The sequence below is a fragment of the Streptomyces alanosinicus genome, from assembly GCF_014650595.1.
Classification (GTDB): Bacteria; Actinomycetota; Actinomycetes; order Streptomycetales; family Streptomycetaceae; genus Streptomyces; species Streptomyces alanosinicus.
The window spans coordinates 120,082-141,745 of record NZ_BMVG01000016.1; the positions used below are offsets into that span (position 1 = coordinate 120,082).

At 70.0% G+C, this 21,664-nt stretch carries 17 protein-coding genes and 3 pseudogenes; 9 read left to right on the forward strand and 11 right to left on the reverse strand.

Going from position 1 to position 21,664, the window contains the following annotated elements; genetic code table 11:
- Positions 1-17: 17 nt before the first annotated feature.
- The 4 genes from IE277_RS27935 (at position 18) to IE277_RS27950 (ending at position 4,332) form a co-directional block, all read left to right on the forward strand.
- Positions 18-1,313 (forward strand): FAD-dependent oxidoreductase, encoded by a 1,296-nt coding sequence (locus IE277_RS27935; RefSeq protein WP_189956469.1) that lies wholly within the window; start codon positions 18-20, stop codon positions 1,311-1,313.
- Between the two features lie 81 nt (positions 1,314-1,394).
- Complete coding sequence (locus IE277_RS27940; RefSeq protein ID WP_189956470.1) at positions 1,395-1,736, forward strand: YciI family protein; 342 nt, start codon at positions 1,395-1,397, stop codon at positions 1,734-1,736.
- Positions 1,723-2,973, forward strand: coding sequence for an RNA polymerase sigma factor (locus IE277_RS27945; RefSeq protein WP_189956471.1), 1,251 nt, complete (start codon positions 1,723-1,725; stop codon positions 2,971-2,973). Before IE277_RS27940 ends, IE277_RS27945 begins: the two co-directional genes overlap by 14 nt.
- Positions 2,974-3,102: 129 nt before the next feature.
- Positions 3,103-4,332: an SUKH-4 family immunity protein gene (locus IE277_RS27950; protein WP_189956472.1), complete on the forward strand. Its 1,230-nt coding sequence runs from the start codon at positions 3,103-3,105 to the stop codon at positions 4,330-4,332.
- A 15-nt stretch (positions 4,333-4,347) separates the two neighbouring features.
- On the opposite strand, the pseudogene IE277_RS47510 reads toward IE277_RS27950, so the two are convergent.
- The 6 genes and pseudogenes from IE277_RS47510 to IE277_RS27970 form a co-directional block, all read right to left on the reverse strand.
- Positions 4,348-5,475 (reverse strand): annotated as a pseudogene (locus tag IE277_RS47510) (CocE/NonD family hydrolase); the annotation flags it as partial.
- Between the two features lie 21 nt (positions 5,476-5,496).
- A complete protein-coding gene (locus tag IE277_RS47515) occupies positions 5,497-5,730 on the reverse strand; it encodes a hypothetical protein (RefSeq protein ID WP_229882014.1) in 234 nt (77 codons plus the stop codon).
- 157 nt (positions 5,731-5,887) lie between these two features.
- Positions 5,888-6,079 (reverse strand): annotated as a pseudogene (locus IE277_RS47520) (CocE/NonD family hydrolase); the annotation flags it as partial.
- 277 nt (positions 6,080-6,356) lie between these two features.
- Entirely contained in the window at positions 6,357-7,127 is a 771-nt protein-coding gene (locus IE277_RS27960) for a hypothetical protein (RefSeq protein ID WP_189956473.1), read from the reverse strand.
- Positions 7,111-8,340: a hypothetical protein gene (locus IE277_RS27965; RefSeq protein WP_189956474.1), complete on the reverse strand. Its 1,230-nt coding sequence runs from the start codon at positions 8,338-8,340 to the stop codon at positions 7,111-7,113. Before IE277_RS27965 ends, IE277_RS27960 begins: the two co-directional genes overlap by 17 nt.
- Positions 8,341-8,472: 132 nt before the next feature.
- A complete protein-coding gene (locus IE277_RS27970; RefSeq protein WP_189956475.1) occupies positions 8,473-9,075 on the reverse strand; it encodes a hypothetical protein in 603 nt (200 codons plus the stop codon).
- Positions 9,076-9,653: 578 nt separating this feature from the next.
- On the opposite strand from IE277_RS27970, the gene IE277_RS27975 reads away from it, so the two are divergent.
- A complete protein-coding gene (locus tag IE277_RS27975; protein ID WP_189956476.1) occupies positions 9,654-9,899 on the forward strand; it encodes a hypothetical protein in 246 nt (81 codons plus the stop codon).
- A gap of 3 nt (positions 9,900-9,902) precedes the next feature.
- On the opposite strand, the gene IE277_RS27980 is transcribed toward IE277_RS27975, so the two are convergent.
- Positions 9,903-10,382 (reverse strand): pyridoxamine 5'-phosphate oxidase family protein, encoded by a 480-nt coding sequence (locus IE277_RS27980; protein ID WP_189956477.1) that lies wholly within the window; start codon positions 10,380-10,382, stop codon positions 9,903-9,905.
- Between the two features lie 192 nt (positions 10,383-10,574).
- Between IE277_RS27980 and IE277_RS27985 the strand changes: the two genes are divergently transcribed.
- Positions 10,575-10,718 (forward strand): hypothetical protein, encoded by a 144-nt coding sequence (locus tag IE277_RS27985; RefSeq protein WP_189956478.1) that lies wholly within the window; start codon positions 10,575-10,577, stop codon positions 10,716-10,718.
- A 203-nt stretch (positions 10,719-10,921) separates the two neighbouring features.
- On the forward strand, positions 10,922-11,341 hold the full coding sequence (locus IE277_RS27990; protein WP_373310893.1) for a hypothetical protein: 420 nt from the start codon (positions 10,922-10,924) through the stop codon (positions 11,339-11,341).
- 114 nt (positions 11,342-11,455) lie between these two features.
- Here the strand turns inward: IE277_RS27990 and IE277_RS27995 are convergent, their stop codons facing one another.
- The 3 genes from IE277_RS27995 to IE277_RS28005 all read right to left on the reverse strand — a co-directional run bounded on the left by IE277_RS27995 (position 11,456) and on the right by IE277_RS28005 (position 14,531).
- Positions 11,456-13,222, reverse strand: coding sequence for a DUF885 domain-containing protein (locus tag IE277_RS27995; protein ID WP_189956480.1), 1,767 nt, complete (start codon positions 13,220-13,222; stop codon positions 11,456-11,458).
- A gap of 138 nt (positions 13,223-13,360) precedes the next feature.
- A complete protein-coding gene (locus tag IE277_RS28000) occupies positions 13,361-13,819 on the reverse strand; it encodes a hypothetical protein (RefSeq protein WP_189956481.1) in 459 nt (152 codons plus the stop codon).
- A gap of 382 nt (positions 13,820-14,201) precedes the next feature.
- The gene (locus IE277_RS28005) at positions 14,202-14,531 is read right to left on the reverse strand and encodes a DUF6545 domain-containing protein (RefSeq protein WP_189956482.1); all 330 of its coding nucleotides are present in this window, start codon (positions 14,529-14,531) and stop codon (positions 14,202-14,204) included.
- A 664-nt stretch (positions 14,532-15,195) separates the two neighbouring features.
- Between IE277_RS28005 and IE277_RS28010 the strand changes: the two genes are divergently transcribed.
- Both IE277_RS28010 and IE277_RS49270 read left to right on the forward strand, forming a co-directional pair.
- Positions 15,196-16,200, forward strand: a complete 1,005-nt coding sequence (locus IE277_RS28010; RefSeq protein ID WP_189956483.1) for a chitinase — start codon at positions 15,196-15,198, stop codon at positions 16,198-16,200.
- A gap of 236 nt (positions 16,201-16,436) precedes the next feature.
- Positions 16,437-19,034: a 3-hydroxyacyl-CoA dehydrogenase NAD-binding domain-containing protein gene (locus IE277_RS49270; RefSeq protein WP_308433430.1), complete on the forward strand. Its 2,598-nt coding sequence runs from the start codon at positions 16,437-16,439 to the stop codon at positions 19,032-19,034.
- 796 nt (positions 19,035-19,830) lie between these two features.
- On the opposite strand, the pseudogene IE277_RS50110 reads toward IE277_RS49270, so the two are convergent.
- Positions 19,831-21,207 (reverse strand): annotated as a pseudogene (locus IE277_RS50110) (non-ribosomal peptide synthetase); the annotation flags it as partial.
- Positions 21,208-21,664 lie beyond the last annotated feature (457 nt).

The following is a 21,664-nucleotide window of genomic DNA, read 5'->3' on the forward strand; positions in this document are numbered from 1 at the left end:
TGAAGGGCAGGACTGCCATGGAACACACCACGTGCTGCGTCGTCGGCGGCGGCCCCGCCGGCATGGTGTTCGCCCTGCTGCTGGCCCGCTCCGGCATCGACGTGACCGTACTGGAGAAGCACGGCGACTTCCTGCGCGACTTCCGCGGCGACACCGTCCACCCCTCCACCCTGGCGCTGCTGGACGACCTCGGGCTGGCCGAGCGCTTCGCCCGGCTGCCGCAGCGCCGGGTGCGCACCGTGCAGCTGCCGGTCGGAGCCGGCCGCTCGAACGTCACGGTCGGAGACCTCTCGGTGCTGCCCGCTCCCTACAACTACGTCGCGATGGTGCCGCAGTGGGACCTGCTGGACCTGCTCGCGGACGAGGCCGGCCGCGAGCCGTCCTTCCATCTGCGGATGACCACGGAAGCGACCGCCTTCCTGGTCGAGTCCGGACGCGTGCAGGGCGTGCGCTACCGCACCGCCGACGGCCGCACCGGTGAGCTGCGCGCCCTGCTCACCGTCGCCTGCGACGGCCGCGGATCACTGGCCCGCTCCCGGCCGGAACTGCGGCTGCGCCGCTTCCCCTGCCCGATGGACGCCTGGTGGTTCCGGCTGCCGCGCCGCGAGGGCGACCCGCAGGGACTCGTCGGCGGCGCCGGCGACCGCTTCCTGACCGCCATGATCGACCGCGGCGACTACTGGCAGTGCGCCGGACTCATCCCCAAGGGCACGGACAGCCGGCGCCGCGCCGCCGGCCTCGACCGCTTCCGGGCCGAGTTCGCCGCCGCCGTCCCCTGGATGGCCGACCGGGTGCACGCCCTACGCTCATGGGACGAGGTCAAGCTCCTCGACGTACGCCTGGACCGGCTGCGCCGCTGGCACCGCCCCGGCCTGCTGTGCATCGGCGACGCCGCGCACGCGATGTCCCCGGTCTTCGGCATCGGCATCAACCTCGCGGTCCAGGACGCCGTCGCCGCCGCCCGGTATCTCATCGAGCCGCTCGGCCGGGGAACCGTGGCGCTGCGCGATGTACGTCGGGTCCAGCGCCGCCGCCGGCCCACCACGGTCACCACACAGACCCTCCAGCGGATGGCCCACGCCCGCTTCATCGCCCCCTTGCTGCAGGGCCGGCCACCGCTCGGGAGCGCGGACCGGGCCCGGCGCGTGGCGCGCCTGTTCGCCGAGTCGCACTGGGTCCGCAGGGTTCCCGCGTACTTCATCGGCTACGGCGCGCTCCGGGAACGGCCGCCGCTCTCGGCGGTCCGCCGGGTGCCGTCCGCCACCGCCGTGCCGCCCGGGGCGGCGGAGCGCGCGGCGAAGGCGTCTCCTTGAAACCGCCGGGACGGATCTGTCCCGACGGCGCCGGCTTGTTCGTCGTGAAGGTAGACGGACACGACGACCAAGGAGGACACCATGAAGTACGTACTGCTGCTGACCCGTGGCGCCTGGCAGGAGGAGGGCTCCGAACAGGAGCGCGCGCAGGTGTTCGGCGGGATCGTGGAATGGTTCACGAAGTACCGCGCCGACGGGACGATCGTCGAGGCCAACCAGCTGCGCGAACCCGACACCGCGACCACGGTGGTCGTCGAGCAGGGCCGCTCCACCATGATCGACCGCCCGCTGCTGGAGGCCAAGGAGGCGATCGGCGGCTACGCGATCGTCGAGGTACCGGACCTGGACGCGGCCCTGGCGCTGGCGGCGAGTTTCCCGGTGCCCGACGGCAAGGTGGAGGTGCGTCCGATTGTCGAGCGCTGACCCGGTCGGCGCCCAGGCCGCCCGGTCGCTGATCGAACGGGTCTTCCGCGAGGAGGCGGGCCGGCTGACCGCCAGCCTGGTCCGCCTCCTCGGCGACTTCGACCTGGCCGAGGAGATGGTCGGCGAGGCCGTCGTGGAAGCGCTGCGGCGCTGGCCGAGCACCGGCCCGCCCCGGCGGCCCGGGGCCTGGCTGTTGACCTGCGCCCGCAACAAGGCCCTCGACCGTATCCGCCGCGAGGCCCGCTTCCAGGACCGGCTGCCCCAGCTCGCGGCCCGGATCGAGGCGCTACCCGACTCGGCCGAGCGCGAGCCCGACGACCGGCTGCGGCTCATCTTCACCTGCTGCCATCCGGCGCTGGATCCCGACGCCCAGGTCGCGCTGACCCTGCGCGCCGTGGTGGGCCTGACCACCGCCGAGATCGCGCGCGCGTTCCTGGTGCCCGAGGCCACCCTCGCCAAGCGCGTGACCCGGGCCAAACGGAAGATCGCGACGGCCGGCATCCCCTACCGCGCCCCGGAGCCCGAGGAGCGCGCCGAACGGCTGCCCCAGGTCATGTGCGTGGTGTACCTGGTCTTCAACGAGGGCTGCTTCACCACCGGGGGAGACCTCGGAGTACGCCGCGAACTGGTCGACGACGCGGAGTGGCTCGCCGCACTGCTGGCCGGCGCCCTGCCCCAGGAGCCGGAGCCCCTCGGGCTGCTGGCCCTGATCCGCCTGCACGCGGCCCGCTGGCCCGCGCGCCTGAACGCCGACGGACGGCTCGTCCCCCTCGCCGACCAGGACCGCTCCCGGTGGGACGCCCCGCGCATCCGCAGCGCCGTCGCCCTCATCGAGCGGGCCGCCTCGCTCGGCAGAACCGGCCCGTACCAGATCGAGGCCGCCATCGCCGCCGTGCACTGTGAGGCCCCCGGCTGGAAAGAGACGGACTGGCCCCAACTGCTGCGGCTCTACGACATGCTGCTCGCCGTCGACCCCTCACCGGTGGTCCGTCTGAACCGAGCCGTCGTGATCAGCCACACTCGCGGCCCGGCCGCCGCACTGGTCCAGGTCGAGAACCTCTCCGACCGGCTCGGCCACTACCACCTCTTCCACGCCACCCGCGCCTCGCTGCTGCGTGACCTCGGCCGTGCCACGGAGGCCGCCGAAGCCGACCGGCAGGCCCTCCGCCTCACCGCAAACCCCGCCGAGCGCTCCCTGCTCACCGCCCGGCTGCGCGACAGCGGCGGTACTGGCTGAGCGGTCCGCGACGACCCTCGTCGCCGGCTCGGTGGCGAGCCGCGGTCCGCCCTGTGGACGGGATTGTCAGTGGGCGCCCCTATGGTGGAGGAGTCACTTGATCGTCCGACCTCGACGCACGGGGGAGTCATGGTCGCTACCAGCATCGTCATGCCAGGGCACGCGTTGCATCCGTCGATCGTCCATGAGCCGACCCGCCGTGTCCTGGCCCCGGGCGAACACCTGGACGGGCACGGCCTGGTGAATCTCCGTCCGCTCACCGGCCCGTCGCTGTCGACGCTCCGTGACCATCTGGTCGTACGGGGCGGTGACCCGGCGGAGCTGGATCCGGATCTCGCCGAACTGCTGCTGATCGGCCATCTGATCGTCGAGGGGGACGAGGAGGCCGACGAGGTCGTCCTCGACGGGGCCACCGGCCGGGTGTTCAGCATGTGGCTCTACGAGAAGCGGCCGAGCGGCGCGGAGCTGTTCCCGCTGGCCCCGTCGGTCGGCGCACTGGCCCGCCTCCTCGCCACGGTGGACGATTTCCGTGGCCTGCGCGGCAGATTCGCCGGCCTGGCCGGGCGGACCGGCCCCGAGGCTGTGCGGGAGGGGGAGCGACTGCTGCTCGCGGCGTTCACCGAGGAGGCCTGGGGCGAGGAAGGCTGGGGCCCGGCCGGTCCACGGTCCGGCTGGGAGCAGCCGATCCCGGCGTTCTGGCGGATCGCGGCGGTGATACGCCCGCTCGGCCTGATCGCCGGGCCGGGCCGGGACGTGGCGCTCCAGTTGCCGCAAGGCCTGCTGGACGGGGTGTTCGGAGCCGAGAACATGGTGCGGCTGACGGATGATCAGCTGCCGTCCGCCCTCGTCCACACACCGACCCGGCGCTTCCTGACCGAAGTGGGCCTGCCCGGCGACGGCTTCATGTTCTACGGCCTCGAACCGGCACCGCTGGCCACGCTCCCGCAGGCCTGGGCCGCGTCACAGGGTGACCCCCGCCCCGCCCACCTGTGGGACGGCACCGGGCAGTTGCCGCCCGACGCGGAGCACCTGGTGGTGCTCGGCGGACTCGTCCACGACCTCGACGTCCTGATCGACGGTCGGACCGGCGCCCTCTCCTACACCGAGACCGGTGCCGACCACGTGGTCCCGGTCAACGCCGACATCTCCACACTCGCCTTCACGCTCTGGCTGCACCAGCGGGAGAAGGCGCTCGACGAGGAACACGACATGACCGGCGACTTCTATCACCAACTCGCCGACACCATGATCGAGGTGCTGGCCTCGGTCGACCCGACAGCCTGCCGCCCCGCCGAGGGCCCGGACGACTACCGGTACTGGCCGGAGGTCTTCCACGACGAGGCGGGCGGCGTCCTCTGACGCGACGGGCGTTCCCTACGACCACGCTCTGATCGTCGGCCGGCCGGCCCATGTTCGTCGGAACCCCTCCCCGGCCTCCGACAGACAACGGCTTCCGCCGCCCGTTCGGGCCAACTCCCAGCGCGGGACGACCGGCGGGACGATGCGGCTGGGGTGTTCGGCTCCGCGGTGGAGCCGGTTGACGGCGGCCACCATGTCGGCCAGGTGTTCCTGGGCGATGACACCGCCGGTGTTGGAGTTGCGGTCGTAGCGGGGGAAGTTGCCGCTGGAGACCTCGACCATGATCCGGTGGCCGGGCAGGAAGACATTGGCGGTGGCGACGAGGTCGATGGCGATCTCGTAGACATGCCCAGGGGTCATCGGCTCGGGGTCGGTGAGGGAATGGCGGTAGTGCATCCGCTGGATCCCCTCGCACAGGATGATCGCCCGGCCGTCCGGGTGGACATCCACCAGCTTCGCGGTGAAGTCCGTGTCCACCGCCGACGAACTGACGAACAGTCGCGCCGTGACGGGCCCCGTCACCTCCACCGGCTGCTCCAGCGGCTCGGTGGTGAAGAGCAGCACGTCGTCACGGCCGTGCACCGGACGCCGGTCGGCCGGACCGTCGTAGCCGCCGGTGTTCATCATGGTGCCGCCGAGGGAGGGGACCGGCCGACGCGGGTCGTAGAGGTAGCTGTCGACGAAACCGACGGCCGGCTCGGTCATCGACAGCCGCCCCGCTCCCGCCGCGCTGTTCGCCGGGCCCTCGCCCGTCAGGTAGTAAGCCGTATAGGCGGTGCCGGGCAACGGTCAGTCCGGCTCGTCCCGCCACCGGTCGACCCTCATGACGAACAACCGGACCGGCCGGCGGCCGTCCAACGCGTCCCGACGGCCCTTCAGCCAGCGGTCGAAGAACGCGAGGTGCGGCTCGGCCAGCGCCGCGGCGTCCGTACCGGCCGTGACACCGAAGTCCCGGTTGGGGAAATAGCCCAGGAAGCCGCTGAGATCATGACTCCACGGCCCGATGATCAGACGCTGGCCCTCGCGCGCCCGCGCCGTGCCGGGCCGTGCCTTCATCTCGCCGTAGGCGCGCAGCGTCTGACCGATGGACATGTCGTACCAGCCGCCGATGTGCAGTGCGGGCGTGGTGAGCGAGTCGACCCGGTCGAGCGCGGAGAGGTCTCGTCAGACCTGGTCGCGCTCGGGGTGCCCGATCGCGACGTCGACCATCCACGGCAGGTGGGCGGAGAGCAGCGGCCGGTCGGCGACCGGGGTGGCGTCGGCGAGGACGGAGCGATCGGCCAGACCTGCCATGAGCGCGGTGATGTCCCCGGCGACGTCATGCCTGTCGGCGAGCGCCCGCCGCGCCTCGTTGAGCGCCATCGTGGTGGCCCAGCCGAGCATGCTGTCCAGGGACAACGCGCCGCCGAGGGACTACCAGGGGGCCCGGTACAGGTCCGCCGACGTCACCGCGGGTGCGATCGCCTTCAGCTCGGGCACCCCGGACGCGGCGGCCAGCCACTGCAACCATGCCGAGGTAGGAGGCACCCAGCATGCCGACACTGCCGTCGCACCACTCCTGCGCGGCCAGCCACGACACCGTGTCGGCGCCGTCCGCCGCGCCGTGCGCATGGGGCACGAACACGCCGGCCGATCCGAAGGTCCCGCGGCAGTCCTGGACCGCGACCGCGTAGCGTTCGTCGACAACTCCGTGCCGTCCTTCATCGGCACCGGCACATCGAGAACGGCCTCGAACTGCATCGCTCACCTGCCTGTCTCCGCGTCCACGTCATGGACCGCGACCGCGCGGTCAGGCTAGGTGAAGAACCGACACGGAGCAGGGGGCAACACCCGCTGGGCGGCAGGTGTCGCTGTCCGTGAGCCACGGCCGGCGCCAACCGTGGCCGGCGCGGGCGCCCAACCGGGTGAGGCAGGACGGCTGGGCACGCGACGTCTCGCCGTGACGCGCCTCTGTGTCACCGGGAGCGGAGGGCGGAGCCGGGGGCGGCGCTGCGGCCTTTGTCGTCATTCGAAAGCCCTCAAGGTCAGACGGGCGGCATGAGGTCGCTCTCGCTGATGGTGTACGTCAGCAGGGGGTAGATGAAGTCCGTTTCATTGTTCTCACGGCGCCGTAGTTGGTAGAACTCGCGTCTCTGCTCATCGTCGGCCGACATGAGGCGCGCACCCTGCGGGAGGTATACATGTCCGTCGCGAAACCGGACGAAGGTCTTTGACGTTCGAAACGTGACACCCAGCCATTGGTTGTCCGTCATCCGGACGGGCGCGTCCCATACGATTTTGTGCCTGAGTCGTCGATTCGAGTCGACAGAGAACGCGACGATACTGTTGTGGGCGAGGGGGATCTCGAACTTCTCGCCACCGGACCCCTTTGATTCGAAGATCAGCTTCCTCGGCGGGTTCGCTTCGGGATGTTGATAGCAGGAGAAGACGGCGATAAATGACCCGTCGGCCAGATCAAGGGCTTGGTCGGAATGGCTGCCCATGGTTGTGTAAGCGTTCGTGTAGCTCTCGATGAGAGCGTTGTTGAAGTCGACCGAAAGCGCCGCACATTCTTGGATCTGTTGCGCCAGCTGTTCGTGCACCGTCCCGAAACGCTGCGCCGGGCTGCTGTATCGAGTGGTGGTACGTACGAGAGGCACACCACCCGCCTCGTCGAGCTGGGTGAGCACGGCGCCTCGTCGGCCTTTTCCTACGTCTTCCCAACGAACCGACGCGGACAGCTCCGCAAAGAGATTCCCCTCGGTCGGCAAAGCGCACGAGATGATCTCATCCGAGATCTTATACTCGGGGGGCAACGTAGTCTCCCATGTTCATGCTGAAGAAAAATTCGTCGCCGTAGTCGATGAAGGATGAGGTCCTGTTCTCCTCGGCGTACAGCCTGCGCAGCTTGTCCATGCCGGCCGGTGTGAGTGGCCCCAACTCCACCAGATCTCCGGCCACTTTGAGGAACGTGCGATCGTTCTTGTGAACGGCTTCGGCGCTCGAACAGCGCACCACGTATCCCAGGCGGGTCGGGAGCAACTCGGCGTCCAACATTGAGGGCCGGATTTCGTGCGTATACAGGCGGTTGGTGGACAGCGGCATGAAGAACACGGAGCCCGGGTAGAGAGTCAGGGTGAACTGCGGAGGGAGCGCGACCCCGTCGCGTTCTCCGGTCGGCTCCTTGAGGCGAAAGTGGAGTCTGGTCAGCCCGCTGGCGCCCTTCACGCCATAGTCGAAGGCGTCTTCGGCCAGGGGCTGCAGCTTCTCAAGGCGGTCATAGAAGGTGCAGAAGGCCATGACGCCATTGACGGGCATGTCCTTGGTCTTGTCGGCATGGGCCGATATCTTGGCCTTGGACTGCTTGCGCTCGGCCGTGGCAAGGGTGTTGTGATAGATCTGAGCGAGGACGTGATTGAGCGGTGCCTGGTTCCGGAAGACGGCGCCGGCCTCGCGGTTCAGAGCCTCGACGATGCGCGTGTCTGTCGGGCGAAAGTTCTCGGTCGGCCCCGAGAGATTCGTGGAGCACCGGAGCAGGCGGAAATGTAGTTCGTCACCGTTTCGTGTGACGGGCGTCAGATAGATTCCGCTGCGATGGGCTGTTCCAGGCTTGGTGGACTCCGTCAGGGACTGGAACGCGTGCTCCGCACTGATCCGTCCGAAATGATCGGCGCCGAGTCCGAAAAATCGGCGGTAGTACACGCCGACGCCATGTACGCGGATGGGAACTCGGCCGACGTCGACGAGGGTCCACAGCGTGTCGACGTCCTCATGGTGGCCGTGTGACAGCTCCCGGATGACGAATACCCGGGCAGCCGCATGCAGTTGGCGGCCGCTGATCCCGGATACATCACCACACAGGTAGACCGTCTTCTGCGCGAGGTCGAGCGAACCAGAAGCAAGGTCCTCTGGTGTGATGGTGGACCCGAAGAAGTCCCTGATCAGTTCATTGTCTTGCAACGTCGAAGGCGCAACCAAGACGTTGCTCGCATCCTCGATGCAGGCTTCTGTCAGCTCTGTTGTGTACATCGAACGGTACCTGTCATTCGCAGATGTCGGTGGATGCTCTCACGGGGCTCGACAGCGGGCAACGGGTTTTGCTGTACGGGCGGTGTGCGGAACTGCTCGGCGACGGCCGTTCATCCACGTCGGGGCCGGAGTTCACTCGTGCAGGCCCTTTCGGCGCGTCCGGGCAGGCGCGGGCCGCTCGCCCCCTGTCGCATCAGCCGGCGGCCGAGTACGACACCCACCGCGCCGCCCAACACGGCGAACCCCAAGGCCGCCACGGTGAGCGTGTTCTCCCCGGAATCGTCGAGAGCCCCGGTGGGCAGGAGTACGAGGATCAACACCAGGTCGGTCACCATCACACCGCCCCCAGGCCGCCACCCCGGCCACGATCCCACGGTGCCGGTTCATATGGCGCTGTGTCCTGGCCATCTTCTCCGTGACCTCCGGCAGCGCCACCCAGTCCTTGCCGCGCAGCCGCTCCCACAGCGCGCGCAGCTCCGTCACGTCCTCGTGCAGCGTGAACACCGTCTTGCTGTTGAGGTGGGGGAGCAGCGTCTGGCGTCCGTGGCGGTCGTACATCACCACGTACTCCGCGATCACGCCGGCGTCCGCGACGGCCGATGGATCGGCCTGGATCTCGATGGCCTGGATGTCCGGCCATGCCGTGTGACGCGCTCCGACCGGCAGCCGTACCGTGATGCCGTCCGGCCCGGTGAGCGTCGCGACATGACCGGAGGCGATACGCGTCAGGAGCAACAGCAGGAGCAGAGAGGCCCCAGGAGCAGCCAATCGGGGTCGCCGTCCCGGGACATCTGCGTCAGCGCACCACTGATCGCGGCCAACCCCACTGTGGGTACGGCCGGCCCGCCCATGCATCCCCCGGGAGCCCGGTACTCCGGGAAGTGCATGCCGTCGTCCATGGTCATCGTTCCTCGCCCGCCCTGCATCGCCGTCCACGCCCCGGTCGGACCGCCGGAGTCCGGCGGCACCGTAGGACCGGGCGATCGGGACCGGTCCCGGGCCCGTCACGCTGGGCCCGGAGAACCCGCCGGCGAGGGCCGGGCGCGACGCGGACCGACTCCGGGCCGCAGCGTCCGGCAGAGCCAGGGCGCGTCCGCCGCAGACGCGTCCAAGCGTTCGCGGGTTTACGAAAGCACCGGTTCATGTCTAGGGTGCATCGCTGCGCCCCGGCGCGATCATCGTCCCGACCCACCACGACCACGGGGATCCCCATGCGCTGTGCGTCCGTACTCCTCCTGATCTGCGCCCTTTTCGGAGCGGCGCCCGCGACAGCCCAGGCGGCGCCGGCGCGTGACTCCGTGTCACATCTCGCGGTGTCGTCGCAGCGCGGAATCAGCGGCGGCATCGGCAAGGGCGGCGGCGTCAGCAAGAGCGGCGGCTACCGGAGGTCGAGGGGCTCCGGCGGTTCCTCCTACCGCCACGGCTACGGCAGTTCGTCCTCCGGGACGAAGAAGATGCCGCTCTGGCAGGCGATCCTGCTGCTGCTCGTCCTGGGAGGCCTGGCCGTCTGGGGCATCGTCAAGCTCGTGCACAAGGTCCGGCGAGCAATAGACAACTGACGGTCATTCAGTGGATGGCTGTGACGTCAGCCATGCGCCGTCGCGCATGACGACTCTGCCGCGTAGTTCCGGTTCGCCGTGCCAGGCGCGCACGGTCTTCGGTGCCACGCGGATGTACAGGAAGGCCCCCTCCTCCGTGCGGGGGTCCCATCCGAACTTCTCGGTGTAGGCGTCCGCCGCTTCGGCGGGTACCTCGTCGTCCGGGAAGCAGTCCACCGCACCCTGGATCAGTACCACGTCGGAGGTGTCCGGCAGCCCCAGACGCACACGCGGCTCTGCGCGGACGTTCCGTGCGGTTGCGGAGTCGGCTCCGGTACACATCCACACCGCCTGCCCGTGCCACAGGAACCACAGGGGCACCTGATGCGGCCCATGATCCGGATGGGCTGTCGACACCCATATGTCGCGCTCGGTGGTGAGCCGCTTCAGTGTGTCCCGCTTGCGTTCCGCTGCCGGACGGCGAGCGGTCCCGGTGTATTCCATGGGCGCCGACGCTAGTCGCCATGATCGAAGTGCGCATGGGGCGCGGGACCTACTCCCGGGGGCCCGTACATCTCACCCGACCGGCCTACATCCTTTCCGGCTCGGCGTGCCATTTACCCCCATTCGGCTCAAGCTGGAAGCGGACCGATTGCCGTTGCCGTTCCCGTGGTCACTGTCGTGCCGGGAGGCATCATGGTTGTGCTCGCCCTGCTCGTGCCGGTGATGCTGTTCTTCGTACTGTTGGCCTTGGACCTGTACGAGGATCTTCTCTTCCCGCCGTCCTCCTCGCAGCGGACCGAGCCGGATCCGTCCGACGCGAACGACCCCGGCGCATGACCGTTCACGCTCTCCTCTCGGATTGACGGCGGACGACTGGCATCTGCCGGCGGCGCGGGGGCGCTCTGCTGTTACAAGACGGCGACATAGCGCGATGAACGCCCTGCTTCGAGGTGACGTCACTTCTAGTGACTACGCCAATCATCACGTAGTGCGCTTTCAGCGTAAAAATGTGATCTCCCATGGAAAGGGACATAACTGTGTTGGTCTCGAAGCGACGCTCCCTGCGTATCGCCGTTGTCGGTGCTCTCGGTACGGCCTCCCTCGCCCTCGCCGGCACCGCGATGGCCGCGACCCCGGCCACCCCCGCCGCGTCTCCCGTCGCTGTCGTACAGAAGGCGCCGGCCGCCAAGGCCGGCATCACCGCCACCCCGTCGGTGACCTCGGTCCGTGCCTGGCAGCTGTTCCGGGTGACGGGCAAGACCACCGGCATCAAGGCCGGGACCAAGGTGACCCTGCAGCAGAAGCAGCACGGCAAGTGGGTCAGCCTGCCCGCGTCCACGCCCGTCCTGCGCAGCGGCTCCTACTCGCTCGGCGTCAAGCTCGGCCTGAAGGGCAAGAACGACCTGCGCATCGTCAGCGGCAACACGGCCTCGCCGGTCTTCAACGTGACGGTCCGCTGAACCGCGTCCGCGTCCGCGTCACGGTCATGGTGTGCAGGTGCGCAGGCTGCGGCCCCTTCTGCCACCAAGAGCGTGACGCGGGTTCGCATCCCCGCGCCGGTTCCTTGCCGGTGGCTACAGCGACGCGAGGTTGTCGGCCAGGTCGGTGAGGCCGAGGGAGCCCTGGGTGAGGGCGTTCATGTGCCAGGTGCGCAGGTCGAAGCCGGCGCCGCATCGGCGGCGGGCGGCCTCGCGGCCCTGCAGCCAGGCGCGTTCCCCGAGTTTGTAGCCGATGGCCTGGCCGGGCCAGCCGAGGTAGCGGTCGATCTCGCTGGTGCGGCGGGCGGTCTCGCTGCCGTGGTGGGCGGCCATGAACGCGGTGGCCAGCTCAGGCGTCCAGCGTTCGCCGGGGTGGAAGCCGGAGCCGGCGGGAACGGCGAGTTCCAGGTGCATGCCGATGTCGATGATCACGCGGATGATCCGCAGCATCTGCTTGTCCAGATAGCCGAGGCGCCGCGCGGGATCGGTGAGAAAGCCCAGCTCGTCCATCAGACGCTCGGCGTACAGCGCCCAGCCCTCCTTGTCGGCACTGACCGCGCCGAGGGTGATCTGGTAGCGGCTCAGCCGGTCTGCCGCGGCGGTCCACAGAGCGGTCTGCAGATGGTGCCCGGGAACGCCCTCGTGATACCAGGTGCTGACGATCTCCCAGGTGGGGAAGGTCTGTTGGCCCAGCGTCGGCAGATAGGTGCGTCCGGGGCGGCTGAAGTCGAGGCTGGGTCCGTTGTAGTAAGGAGCGCCCGAGCTGCCCGGGGGCGCGATCCTCGTCTCGACCCGGCGCAGCGGGCCGGAGATGTCGAAGTGCGTGCCGTCGAGGGCGTCGATCGCCTCCTCGATGATCTGCTGGAGCCAGGACCGGATGTTCTCCTCACCGGTGATGGCGTGCCCGTGCCGGTTCAGATGGTCCATGGTCTCCCGGACGGTGGCGCCCGGCAGGACCAGGGCGGCCTCGGCCTGCATCTCCGCGGCCGTCCGGTGGAACTCCTCCCAGGCCCAGGTGTACGCCTCGGCCGGGTCCAGCTGTGCGCCGATGGCCCAGCGGGCCGAGCGCAGATAGCGTTCGCGGCCGACCGCGTCCGGGGTGCCCTCGGCGGCGGGCAGATAGGTACCGCGCAGCCAGTCGGCGAAGCCGGCCACCGCGGCCGTCGCCCGGTCTGCGGCGGCGTCCAGCTCGGGCCTGAGCCGCTCCGGACCATCGGCCGTGAACCTCGCGAACCAGCTCGCGCCGCCGGTGTCCTGGCCGGTCCAGGCGGAGAGCTGACCGATGACGGCCCGGGCCTGCCGGGGCGCGCACAGCAGCCCGCGGGCGATGCCCTCGCTCAGGGTCGCCCGGTAACGGTCCAGCGCACCGGGCACGTTGCGCAGCCGCCCTGCGACAGAAGCCCAGTCGTCCTCGGTGTCGGTGGGCATCAGGGTGAAGATGCCGCGCACGTGGTGCAGGGGCGAGCCGACATTGCGCAGCTCGCGGAAGTGGTCACCCGCCTCGTGCAGGGCGAGGTGTGCGGTGAGCCGCTCCCGCAGCAGCCGGGCGCAGTTGCGCTCGGCGCCCGCCACCGCCTCGGCGCACGCCCCCACATCGCCACCTTCCACCACCGCGCCACGTGACACCGCCTCGCCGTCCGCCACCGCGCCCTCCTTCTCCGCCTCGCGCTCGCTCGCGTCGAGCGCGGACAGCGTGCGGCGGGCCCGTTCGGCGAGCGCGTCGAACCCCTCCGGAGACAGGTCCGGCTGCCGGTCGTCCTCCGGGCGCAGCCCGAGTCGGGTCGAGAACACGGGGTCGAGGGCGGCGACCTGCGCGACGTGCTCGTCGGCGATCCTGCGTGCGGTGCTCGGCGTCTCGGGCATGGTCCTCATGCTGGCGTACGGCCACCGGGGGTGTCAGCAGCGCCTTTACCGACACATCTGGAATCCGGCCAGCGAGATCCCGCTCGTTGGGCGTCGCGGCGGGAACCGCGTGGGCGGCCGAGAGAGGCGCAGGCGTCATCAAGTCGTCGTCTTCTTCTGGTTACTTGAGGGCTCTTGGAGACTTTGGAGAGTATCGAGGAGGGCGCGTTCGGCCGGCGTGAACGGGGGGGGCTCGTGGGGCGTGCGCAGCGGACCCAGGGGCGCTGTCAGCAGGACGGCGGGCCTGACGAGGGTCGCGGGGGCGGCCTGGAGGGAGAGCACATCGGTCAGGGCCGTGTCGGCGTGGAAGGACCCGGTCGCGGTCCGGGCCAGCCGGCCCACATAGCGGAGCAGGAGACGGTCGGCGAGACCGGGGCTCTTGTCCTTCGTGGTGGGGAAGTGGATGTCCTGCCCGGTGGCGAGGGCCCAGGCACTGCCGATGGGACGGGCGATGGCGCGCTGGGCCCGCCGGGCGAACGCCGGCGTGAGCCCGTCGGCGAGCAGGTCGCGCAGCGCGACGGCGCCCTGGGCCGCCACCGAGATGCCCTGACCGTACACAGGGTTGAAGGCCGCGGCCGCGTCACCCAGCGCGACAAGGCCCTGTGGTCAGTGGGCGTGCCCTCGGGAGAGCGGATGACCATGTTCGTGGTCACCGGGACGCGGTGGGCGCCCGCGGCCGGCAGCAGGGCGGTGCTGCCCGGACGCAGGTCCTCGATCGCCTCGGCGCCGCCGGTCTGAAGGAAGTGGCAGTGGACGGCCTGGGGACACCGGTACGCGGCGCGGGGCCCTCGGGCAGTTCGTGGGCCTCGACGATCTCGACGTGATCGAACCGGCCCTTGAGGGCGGCGGCGGCGAGTGTGCCGGCGATGCTCCCCCCCCGATGACGACCGCACGGACGGGGGCACGGCGCGAGGCATCAGTCGTGAGGGACCGCCTTCACTCAAGGGGTCAACTGGGGCAACAGGTCGGCCAGTTCGGGGGAGGCGAGGGCGAGGGACAGGGGGATCAGATCCTTCGCGCGCCGCTCCGGCGGGTGCCCGGCATCGTGCGGTGGCACGGGGAGGGCACGCTGCCGATCCCGCGCGGCGAGGATCATGACCCCGTCGGCGGTGACCGCGGCGCGCGGCTCGTCCCCGCCGTTGCGCAGTGCCGCCTGGTAGGCGGCCTCGTGCGTGGCGGGGTCGCAGTAGGGGTCCAGCGCGAGGATCACGTCGTACAGGAACGTCTTGCGTGCGGTGAGGAGCGCACGGCCGGGGGAGTACGCCACCATGGCACCGAGGCCCGCAGCGCGCCCGGAGTGGGCACGTTCTGCGGTGCGCGCCACAGTGGCGTCAGCTGCCGCAACTGCCGTACGACACGGGCGGTCTCCGCCACGCGGGGGCCCGCCGGCGGAAGGGCGAACCCGATGGCGCCGAGAACCGCCACGGGCGTGGCGAGCTGTACGGAGACCTTGTCGACGAGGAAGCGAAGCCGACCAGACCGTGCAACAGCTCGATGCCGGGGGCCTTTTCGCCGGAGCACACCTTCCGGGCCCAGCACGCCGAGACGCCCAACTGACCGGAGACGCTGCCGGCGAGGTCCGACAGGCGATTGCGCGGATGATTCAGAGTGGTGTGCGGCACGCGTACCGACGGCAGTCCGGTACTGGATGTCAACGCTCGTTTGGAGTCTGGAAACGTTCGTTGACAGTGCGTCTTTGGGCGTAGGGCGACCCTGTTCGGTCCTCTGTCGGGTCGTCAGGTAGGGGACGGGGGCGACGTAAAGGTCTGCGTATTCCCGCGAGAGGGCTTGACGGAGGTATTGGTCTAGGCCTTAATGACACCAGCTTGTTCATGTGAGCAAAGGGTGTTCGCAGATCTGAACATCTGAACACCCGTGTGTCATGCCTCTACCCCCCCCACCAGCGTGCGTCGCGCGCTGCCTCTGGAGGACACATGCGTCGAATCAGCCGGTACATGCTGGGCATTGCCGCCACGGTCGGCACCGTGGTGACCCCCGTCCTCGCCCCCGCGGCATCCGCCGTCCCGGCGGCGGCCAATCCCGGTCCCGGCTTCCCCGCCCGGTACTCCGCGCCCTACGCGGAGACATGGAACTCCCCCTCGGCTCTCGCGGGTGCCCGCAACGCGTCGGGGCAGAAGTACTTCACCCTGGCCTTCGTCATCGCGGGGAACGGCTGCAACGCGACATTCAACGGGGACACGTCCGTCACCGATGCCTCGTGGGTCTCCGCCGTCAACTCGCTCCGCGCCGCGGGGGGTGACGTCATCGTGTCCTTCGGCGGCGCCTCCGGGACGGAACTCGGTGCCGCGTGTACGTCGGTCTCCTCCCTCAAGGCCCAGTACAAGCGGGTGGTGGACAGCCTCAACCTCACTCGCGTCGACCTCGACATCGAGGGCTCGACGCTCGACAACACCGCTGCCAACGACCGGCGCGACAAGGCCTTGGCGCAGCTGCAGAGCGAGTACGCGACGGCGGGCCGCCATCTGGACGTCCAGTACACCCTGCCGGTCAACCCCACCGGCCTGGAGCAGAACTCGATCAACCTGCTCAACAACGCCAAGAGCAACGGGCTGAACGTGAACCTCGTCAACATCATGACGATGGACTACGGGCCGGCCATGGACATGGGCAAGGCCGCCACCGATGCGGCGACGGCCCTGCACTCACAGCTCGGCCGGATCTGGACGAGCAAGAGTTCCGCACAGCTGTGGGCCATGGAGGGGAACACCCCGATGATCGGGGTGAACGACACCAAGTCCGAGGTCTTCAGCACCGCCAACGCGTCCACACTGGCCAAATTCGCGGCGTCCAAGGGCATTCAGGAGCTGTCCTTCTGGTCCCTGGGGCGCGACAAGGCCTGTGCGACGAACGGTCAGCTCTCCGACAGCTGCAGCGGAACCCCGCAGAGCGCCTACCAGTTCACCCGGACGCTCCGCTGACCCGCGAGGTTCCCTGTATGTGAGGGAACTCCTTCCCTCTCCAGGAGCAGGTCCCCGTCCTTCGGGCGGAGACCTGCTCCTGCGGTGTTTCCTCGGCGATGGCGGGTGTCCATCGACGCGGCTCGCCGGGATCTGTGCGACGTTTTATGCCGTTATCGACTCTTCGGGAGCCGACGGCCCGCCGCCCGACCGCCCGCCGAGAACGCCGAGAACGTCGAGAAGAGAAGTGATCCCGCATGTCAGAGAACGCCGGCATCGCCGGAATCCACGACGTCACCGTGGTCGGCGGAGGAGTCATCGGCGCCTCCTGGGCGGCGCTGTTCCTCGCCCGCGGCCTGTCCGTCACCGTCAGCGACCCGCAGCCCGGCATCGACGAGGCCGTGCTCGGGCACCTCGCCGAGGCCGCGCCCTCGCTGCGGGCGCTCGGGCTGGACACCTCCGAACTGACCGCCCGGCTCGGCTTCGAGCCGGACCTGGCCACCGCCGTCCGCGCCGCGGACCTGGTGCAGGAGAACGGCCCGGAGCGGCTCGCCGCCAAGCACGCGATGTGGCGCACCACCGAGGAGAACGCCCCCGCCGACGCCCTGTTCGCCACCTCCACCTCCGGCATCCCCGCCACCGAGATCGCCACCGCCCTCAAGGACCCGGGACGGCTCGTCGTCGGCCACCCCTTCAACCCGTCGCACCTGATGCCCCTGGTGGAGGTCGTACCGGGGGAACACACCTCGTACGAGACGGTCGAACGCGCCCGTGCCTTCTACCGGGCACTCGGCAAGCGCCCGCAGGTGCTGCGCAAGGAAGTGCCGGGATTCGTCGCCAACCGGCTGCAGTCGGCCCTCTTCCGCGAGTGCGTGCACCTGGTGGGCGAAGGCGTCGTCACGATGCAGGAACTGGACGACATCGTCACCTCGTCCCTCGGACAGCGATGGGCCGTCGTCGGCCCCTTCCGCTCCTTCCACCTCGGTGGCGGCGAGGGCGGACTGCCCCACTTCATGAGCCACCTCGGCATCGGCATGGAGCGCCGCTGGGCCGACATGGCCCAGGAACAGGTCGCCTTCGACGAGCCGACCAGGCGTCTGCTGACCGAGCAGGCGCAGGACTTCGGCGGCACCGTCGGCGAACTCGCCGCCGAGCGCGACCGCAGACAGATCGCCGTCATGCGCGCCCTCGGCGACCGCTTCGACAGCTGCCCCGGCCCCGCACCACACCGCATGCCCCGCCCTTGCCTTCACCCCACCCCACCGCACCCCACCCCCACCCCGCCCCGCCACGGGATCCCGACACCGCAAAGGCTCCCCCCTCCCATGAGCGCTGACGAACTCACCGACCGCGTCCAGAAGGCCCTCGCCGACCCGGTCACCCACGACGACGGCTTCGACACCCACGAAGCCCTGCGCGACGTCCTCGCCTCGGCCGGCCTGTGCCCCGCCGACAGCGGCGGGAAGATCACCTTCATCGGCAGCGACCCGGTCGTCCCGAGCATCATGCGCCTGGGCGCCGTCCCCGCCCTGGGCATGACCGCCAAGTCCGTCGCCCTGGCCGCCCTGTGGCGACACCGCGGCGGCGAGGGCCAGGACATCACCATGGACCTGCGCAAGGCCCCGCACCGGCTGTGCCCCTTCTACGACAAGAAGTGGGAACTCCTGGGCGGCTACCCCGGCGGCACGCCCGCGGATCCGGCCAATCCCCTCGGCTTCGACTTCTACCAGGCGCGCGACGGCCGCTGGGTCATGCCGCTCAACCCCTACCCGAAGATCAAGAACGGTGTGTACAAACTGCTGCGGACCTGGCCCGAGAAGCAGGCCGTCGCGGACGCCGTCGCCCAGTGGAACGCCGCCGACCTGGAGCAGGCCGGCGACGAGGCCGGCGTCGTCATGCCGATGCTGCGCACCACCGAGGAGTTCCTCCGGGAAGCGGCCTACGAGCACATCGCCGAGGGACCCCTCATCAAGATCGAGAAGATCGGCGACAGCGCACCCGAACCGCTCGCCGGCGCGGCCGCCCAGCCGCTGTCGGGTGTACGCGCCCTGGGCATGGGCCACATCATCGCCGGCGCCGGAGTCGGCAGGGACCTCGCCCAGCACGGCGCCGATGTGCTGAACATCTGGCGGCCGGGTGAACTGGAGCACGACTCCACCTACAACACCGCCAACGTCGGCGTCCGCTCCACCTTCATCGACCCCTACGGCCCCGAGGGCCGGGCGAAGATCCACACACTGCTGCGCGACGCCGATGTCTTCTACGCCAACCGCCGCCCCGGCTACCTGGCGAAGATCGGCCTGAGCGCCGAAGAGGCCGCCGCAGTCCACCCCGGCATCATCCACCTCAGCATCTCGCTCGCCGGCGAGAGCGGCCCATGGACCCACCGCGTCGGCTTCGACCAGACGGCCGGCGCGCTCAGCGGCATCATGCTGATGGAGGGCGCGGACGGTGTCGCCGCCCGGCCGACCAGCACGCCCACCCTGCCGTACATCAGCGTCGTCAACGACTACGTCCTGTCCTGGCTGGCCACGACCGGAGCGATCGCCGCGCTGATGCGCCGCGCCGTCGACGGCGGCAGCTATCGCGTCACCCTCAACCTCACCCGCATCGCCACCTGGATCCTCAGCCTCGGCGTCTTCGACCGCGACTACGCCCACGAGGTCGCCCTCGACCCCGACCCCGACTCCCCGCACGCCTACCTGGACCCGGACACCTTCACCGCGGACACCCCCTGCGGCCACTACCAGGGCGTCACCGACCAGGTCATCATGTCCAGGACTCCCGGCCGCTTCCGGGACGTCCTGCTGCCTCGCGGCAGCAGCGCCCCCGTCTGGCTTCCCCGATACAGCTGACAGTTCCTGTGTACGGGATGTACGGATGTACGGGATGTACGGGGGCGGGTGAGGTCAGAGGCGTTCAGTCGACTCGGGTGATCGGCATGCCCTGCCAGCTGCCGCCCGCCGGAACCCGCTCCGCCGCCATGACCAGCGAGCTCGCGCCCACCCGTGCCGCCTCTCCCAGCGCGCTGCCCGGCAGGACGACGCTGTGCGGGCCGAGCACCGACCGGCTGCGCACCTCGACCGGCTCCAGCCGCATGACCCGGTCGTGGAACAGGTGCGTCTGCAGAACACAGCCACGGTTCACGACCGCGCCGTCGCCGACGCTGATCAGATCCGGCTCGGGGAACCAGTGCGTCTCGCACCACACGCCCCGGCCGATCCTCGCGCCCATGCCGCGCAGCCACCAGTTCAGCTGGGTCAGGCCGCCACGCCGGTGGTCACCCGGCCTGATCCGGCCGCGCAGCAGACGTGCGCCGCCGGCCGCCAGCAGGACGCGGCTGGGGGAGGCGAACATCACCAGCCAGGCGGGGGCGAGCAGCCACCAGGACACGGTCGGCAGCCAGGAGGTGCGGCCGGCTGCGGCGAGCACGTCGCCGGCGAGTCCGAGGGAGAGCACCCAGCGCAGCCCGGGAACGCAGAGCAGCAGCGGCTGCAGCCCGGTCTGGACCCAGCCGGTCCACCAAGGCGTTCCCCGCGCGATCTCGTCGTCATGCGTGCCCCGGTCGTCCTCGCTCGGCTGGAGCCGCGGTGGCGTGCCGGGGTCGGGGGCCACGGCCAGGGACATCATGCGTGCGTGCAGTGCGGCGGGAGTGGGATGGCGGTAGAGGTCGGCGACGGAGACTTCGGGGAAGCGTTCGCGCAGTACGGACACGAGCCGGGCCGCGGCGAGACTGGTACCGCCGAGGTCGAAGAAGTCGTCCTCGCTCGTCACGTCCGCGCCGAGCATGTCGCTCCAGACGCCGAGCATCCATGTGACGACCGGGTCGATGACGACCGTGGCCTCGGCGGCGCTCACTTCTGAGCCGGCGCTCTGCTCCACACCGGCGGCCTGCTCCACACCGGCGGCCTGCTCCGCGCCGGCGCGTTGCTCCGGGACGGTGGGATGTGCCGGCAGCGGCCACGGCGGTGCGTCGCGGTCGGCCTTGCCCGAGCCGGGGGTCGGGAACTCGGCGAGCACCGCGAGCCTCGGTACGAGGGGCGCCGGCAGTTGTTCGCGCAGCCGCCGGGCCGCGTCGGTCCGGTCGAACGCGGCCGGGTCGCCGTCGGCCGGGACGACGTAGCCGACCAGGACGTCGAGGCCCCCGGCCGTGCGCCGGACCGTCGCCGCGGCCGCGGCGACGGAGGGCAGGCCGAGCAACGCGACCTCGACCTCGCCGAGTTCGACGCGTCGGCCACCGATCTTGACCTGGTCGTCGGCGCGGCCGATGAACTCCAGGCCCTGGGGGCCGGCCCGGACGAGGTCGCCGCTGCGGTAGGCGCGGTCCCAGCGCAGGGACGGCAGCGCCGGGTACCGCTCCGCGTCCTTGACGGGATCGAGGTAGCGGCCGAGACCGGCGCCCGCGATGACCAGCTCACCGGTCTCGCCCCAGGCGACGGGCTCGCCGCTCGGGTCGACGACGGCGAGTTCCCAGCCGGCCAGCGGCAGCCCGATGCGTACGGGTTCGCCGTCGACGAGCCGGGTGGCGCAGGAGACGACCGTCGCCTCGGTGGGGCCGTACGTGTTCCACACCTCGCGGCCGTGGCAGGCGAAGCGCCTGACCACCTCCGGCGGGCAGGCCTCACCGCCGACGATCAGCAGCCGTACGGCGGCGAGCATCTCCCGTGACCACAGCGCGGCCAGGGTCGGGACGGTGGAGACGACGCTGATCTTGCGTTCCCGCAGCCACGGGCCGAGGTCGGCGCCGGTCCGCACCAGGGCGCGGGGCGCGGGCACCAGACAGGCGCCATGTCCCCAGGCCAGCCACATCTCCTCGCAGGAGGCGTCGAAGGCGACGGACAGGCCCGCCAGTACGCGGTCGCCGGGGCCGATCGGTGCCCGGGGCAGGAACAGCCGGGCCTCCGCGTCCACGAAGGCGGCGGCCGAACGATAGCTGATCGCGACGCCCTTCGGCTTGCCGGTCGAGCCGGAGGTGAAGATGATCCAGGCGTCGTCGCCGGGTTCCGGGCGGCCCAGCAGACCGCGCGGGACGATGGCCGGGCGGGCCCGTACGTCGTACCTGTCGCCGTACCCGTACCCGTACCCGTCGGGATCCTCGCCGCCGGCGCGGGGGCGGACCGGTACACGGCCGGCTCGCTGGTGAGGAGAGGCAGACTCCGGTCTCCTCCAAGACCTTCGTATTTCCTCGCTGCCACCTCGGGTGTCAATTTTGGTCATCCCCCTCAGGTCGGGCTCATACGGTTTGCAAAAGAACCATAGATGGGGCGACCTGTGGATCCCTGCGTGGGAATCTGTGAAAAGCCATTTGATGGGTTGAATTTTAGATTCAATTGCCTCTGACCTGCAACTTTTGTCTTCCTGGAATTGTCGCGGAACCGTCGTGGCGCCCGTGACGAATAAACGGCGGATAAAAATTCCATGAAATGGAGAGCTGGGTTCGGTTTACTTCGCGCGCCCTTACCTTGGTAATTCGGTGTGAGTCTTC

Coding starts and splice junctions, on each gene's coding strand:
- IE277_RS28010 (WP_189956483.1), top strand. CDS start 15,196: ATGCGTCGAATCAGCCGGTACATGCTGGGCATTGCCGCCACGGTCGGC.
- IE277_RS27940 (WP_189956470.1), top strand. CDS start 1,395: ATGAAGTACGTACTGCTGCTGACCCGTGGCGCCTGGCAGGAGGAGGGC.
- IE277_RS27995 (WP_189956480.1), bottom strand. CDS start 13,222: ATGCCCGAGACGCCGAGCACCGCACGCAGGATCGCCGACGAGCACGTC.
- IE277_RS27985 (WP_189956478.1), top strand. CDS start 10,575: ATGGTTGTGCTCGCCCTGCTCGTGCCGGTGATGCTGTTCTTCGTACTG.
- IE277_RS28005 (WP_189956482.1), bottom strand. CDS start 14,531: ATGGTGGCGTACTCCCCCGGCCGTGCGCTCCTCACCGCACGCAAGACG.
- IE277_RS27935 (WP_189956469.1), top strand. CDS start 18: ATGGAACACACCACGTGCTGCGTCGTCGGCGGCGGCCCCGCCGGCATG.
- IE277_RS27965 (WP_189956474.1), bottom strand. CDS start 8,340: ATGTACACAACAGAGCTGACAGAAGCCTGCATCGAGGATGCGAGCAAC.
- IE277_RS27980 (WP_189956477.1), bottom strand. CDS start 10,382: ATGGAATACACCGGGACCGCTCGCCGTCCGGCAGCGGAACGCAAGCGG.
- IE277_RS27950 (WP_189956472.1), top strand. CDS start 3,103: ATGGTCGCTACCAGCATCGTCATGCCAGGGCACGCGTTGCATCCGTCG.
- IE277_RS49270 (WP_308433430.1), top strand. CDS start 16,437: ATGTCAGAGAACGCCGGCATCGCCGGAATCCACGACGTCACCGTGGTC.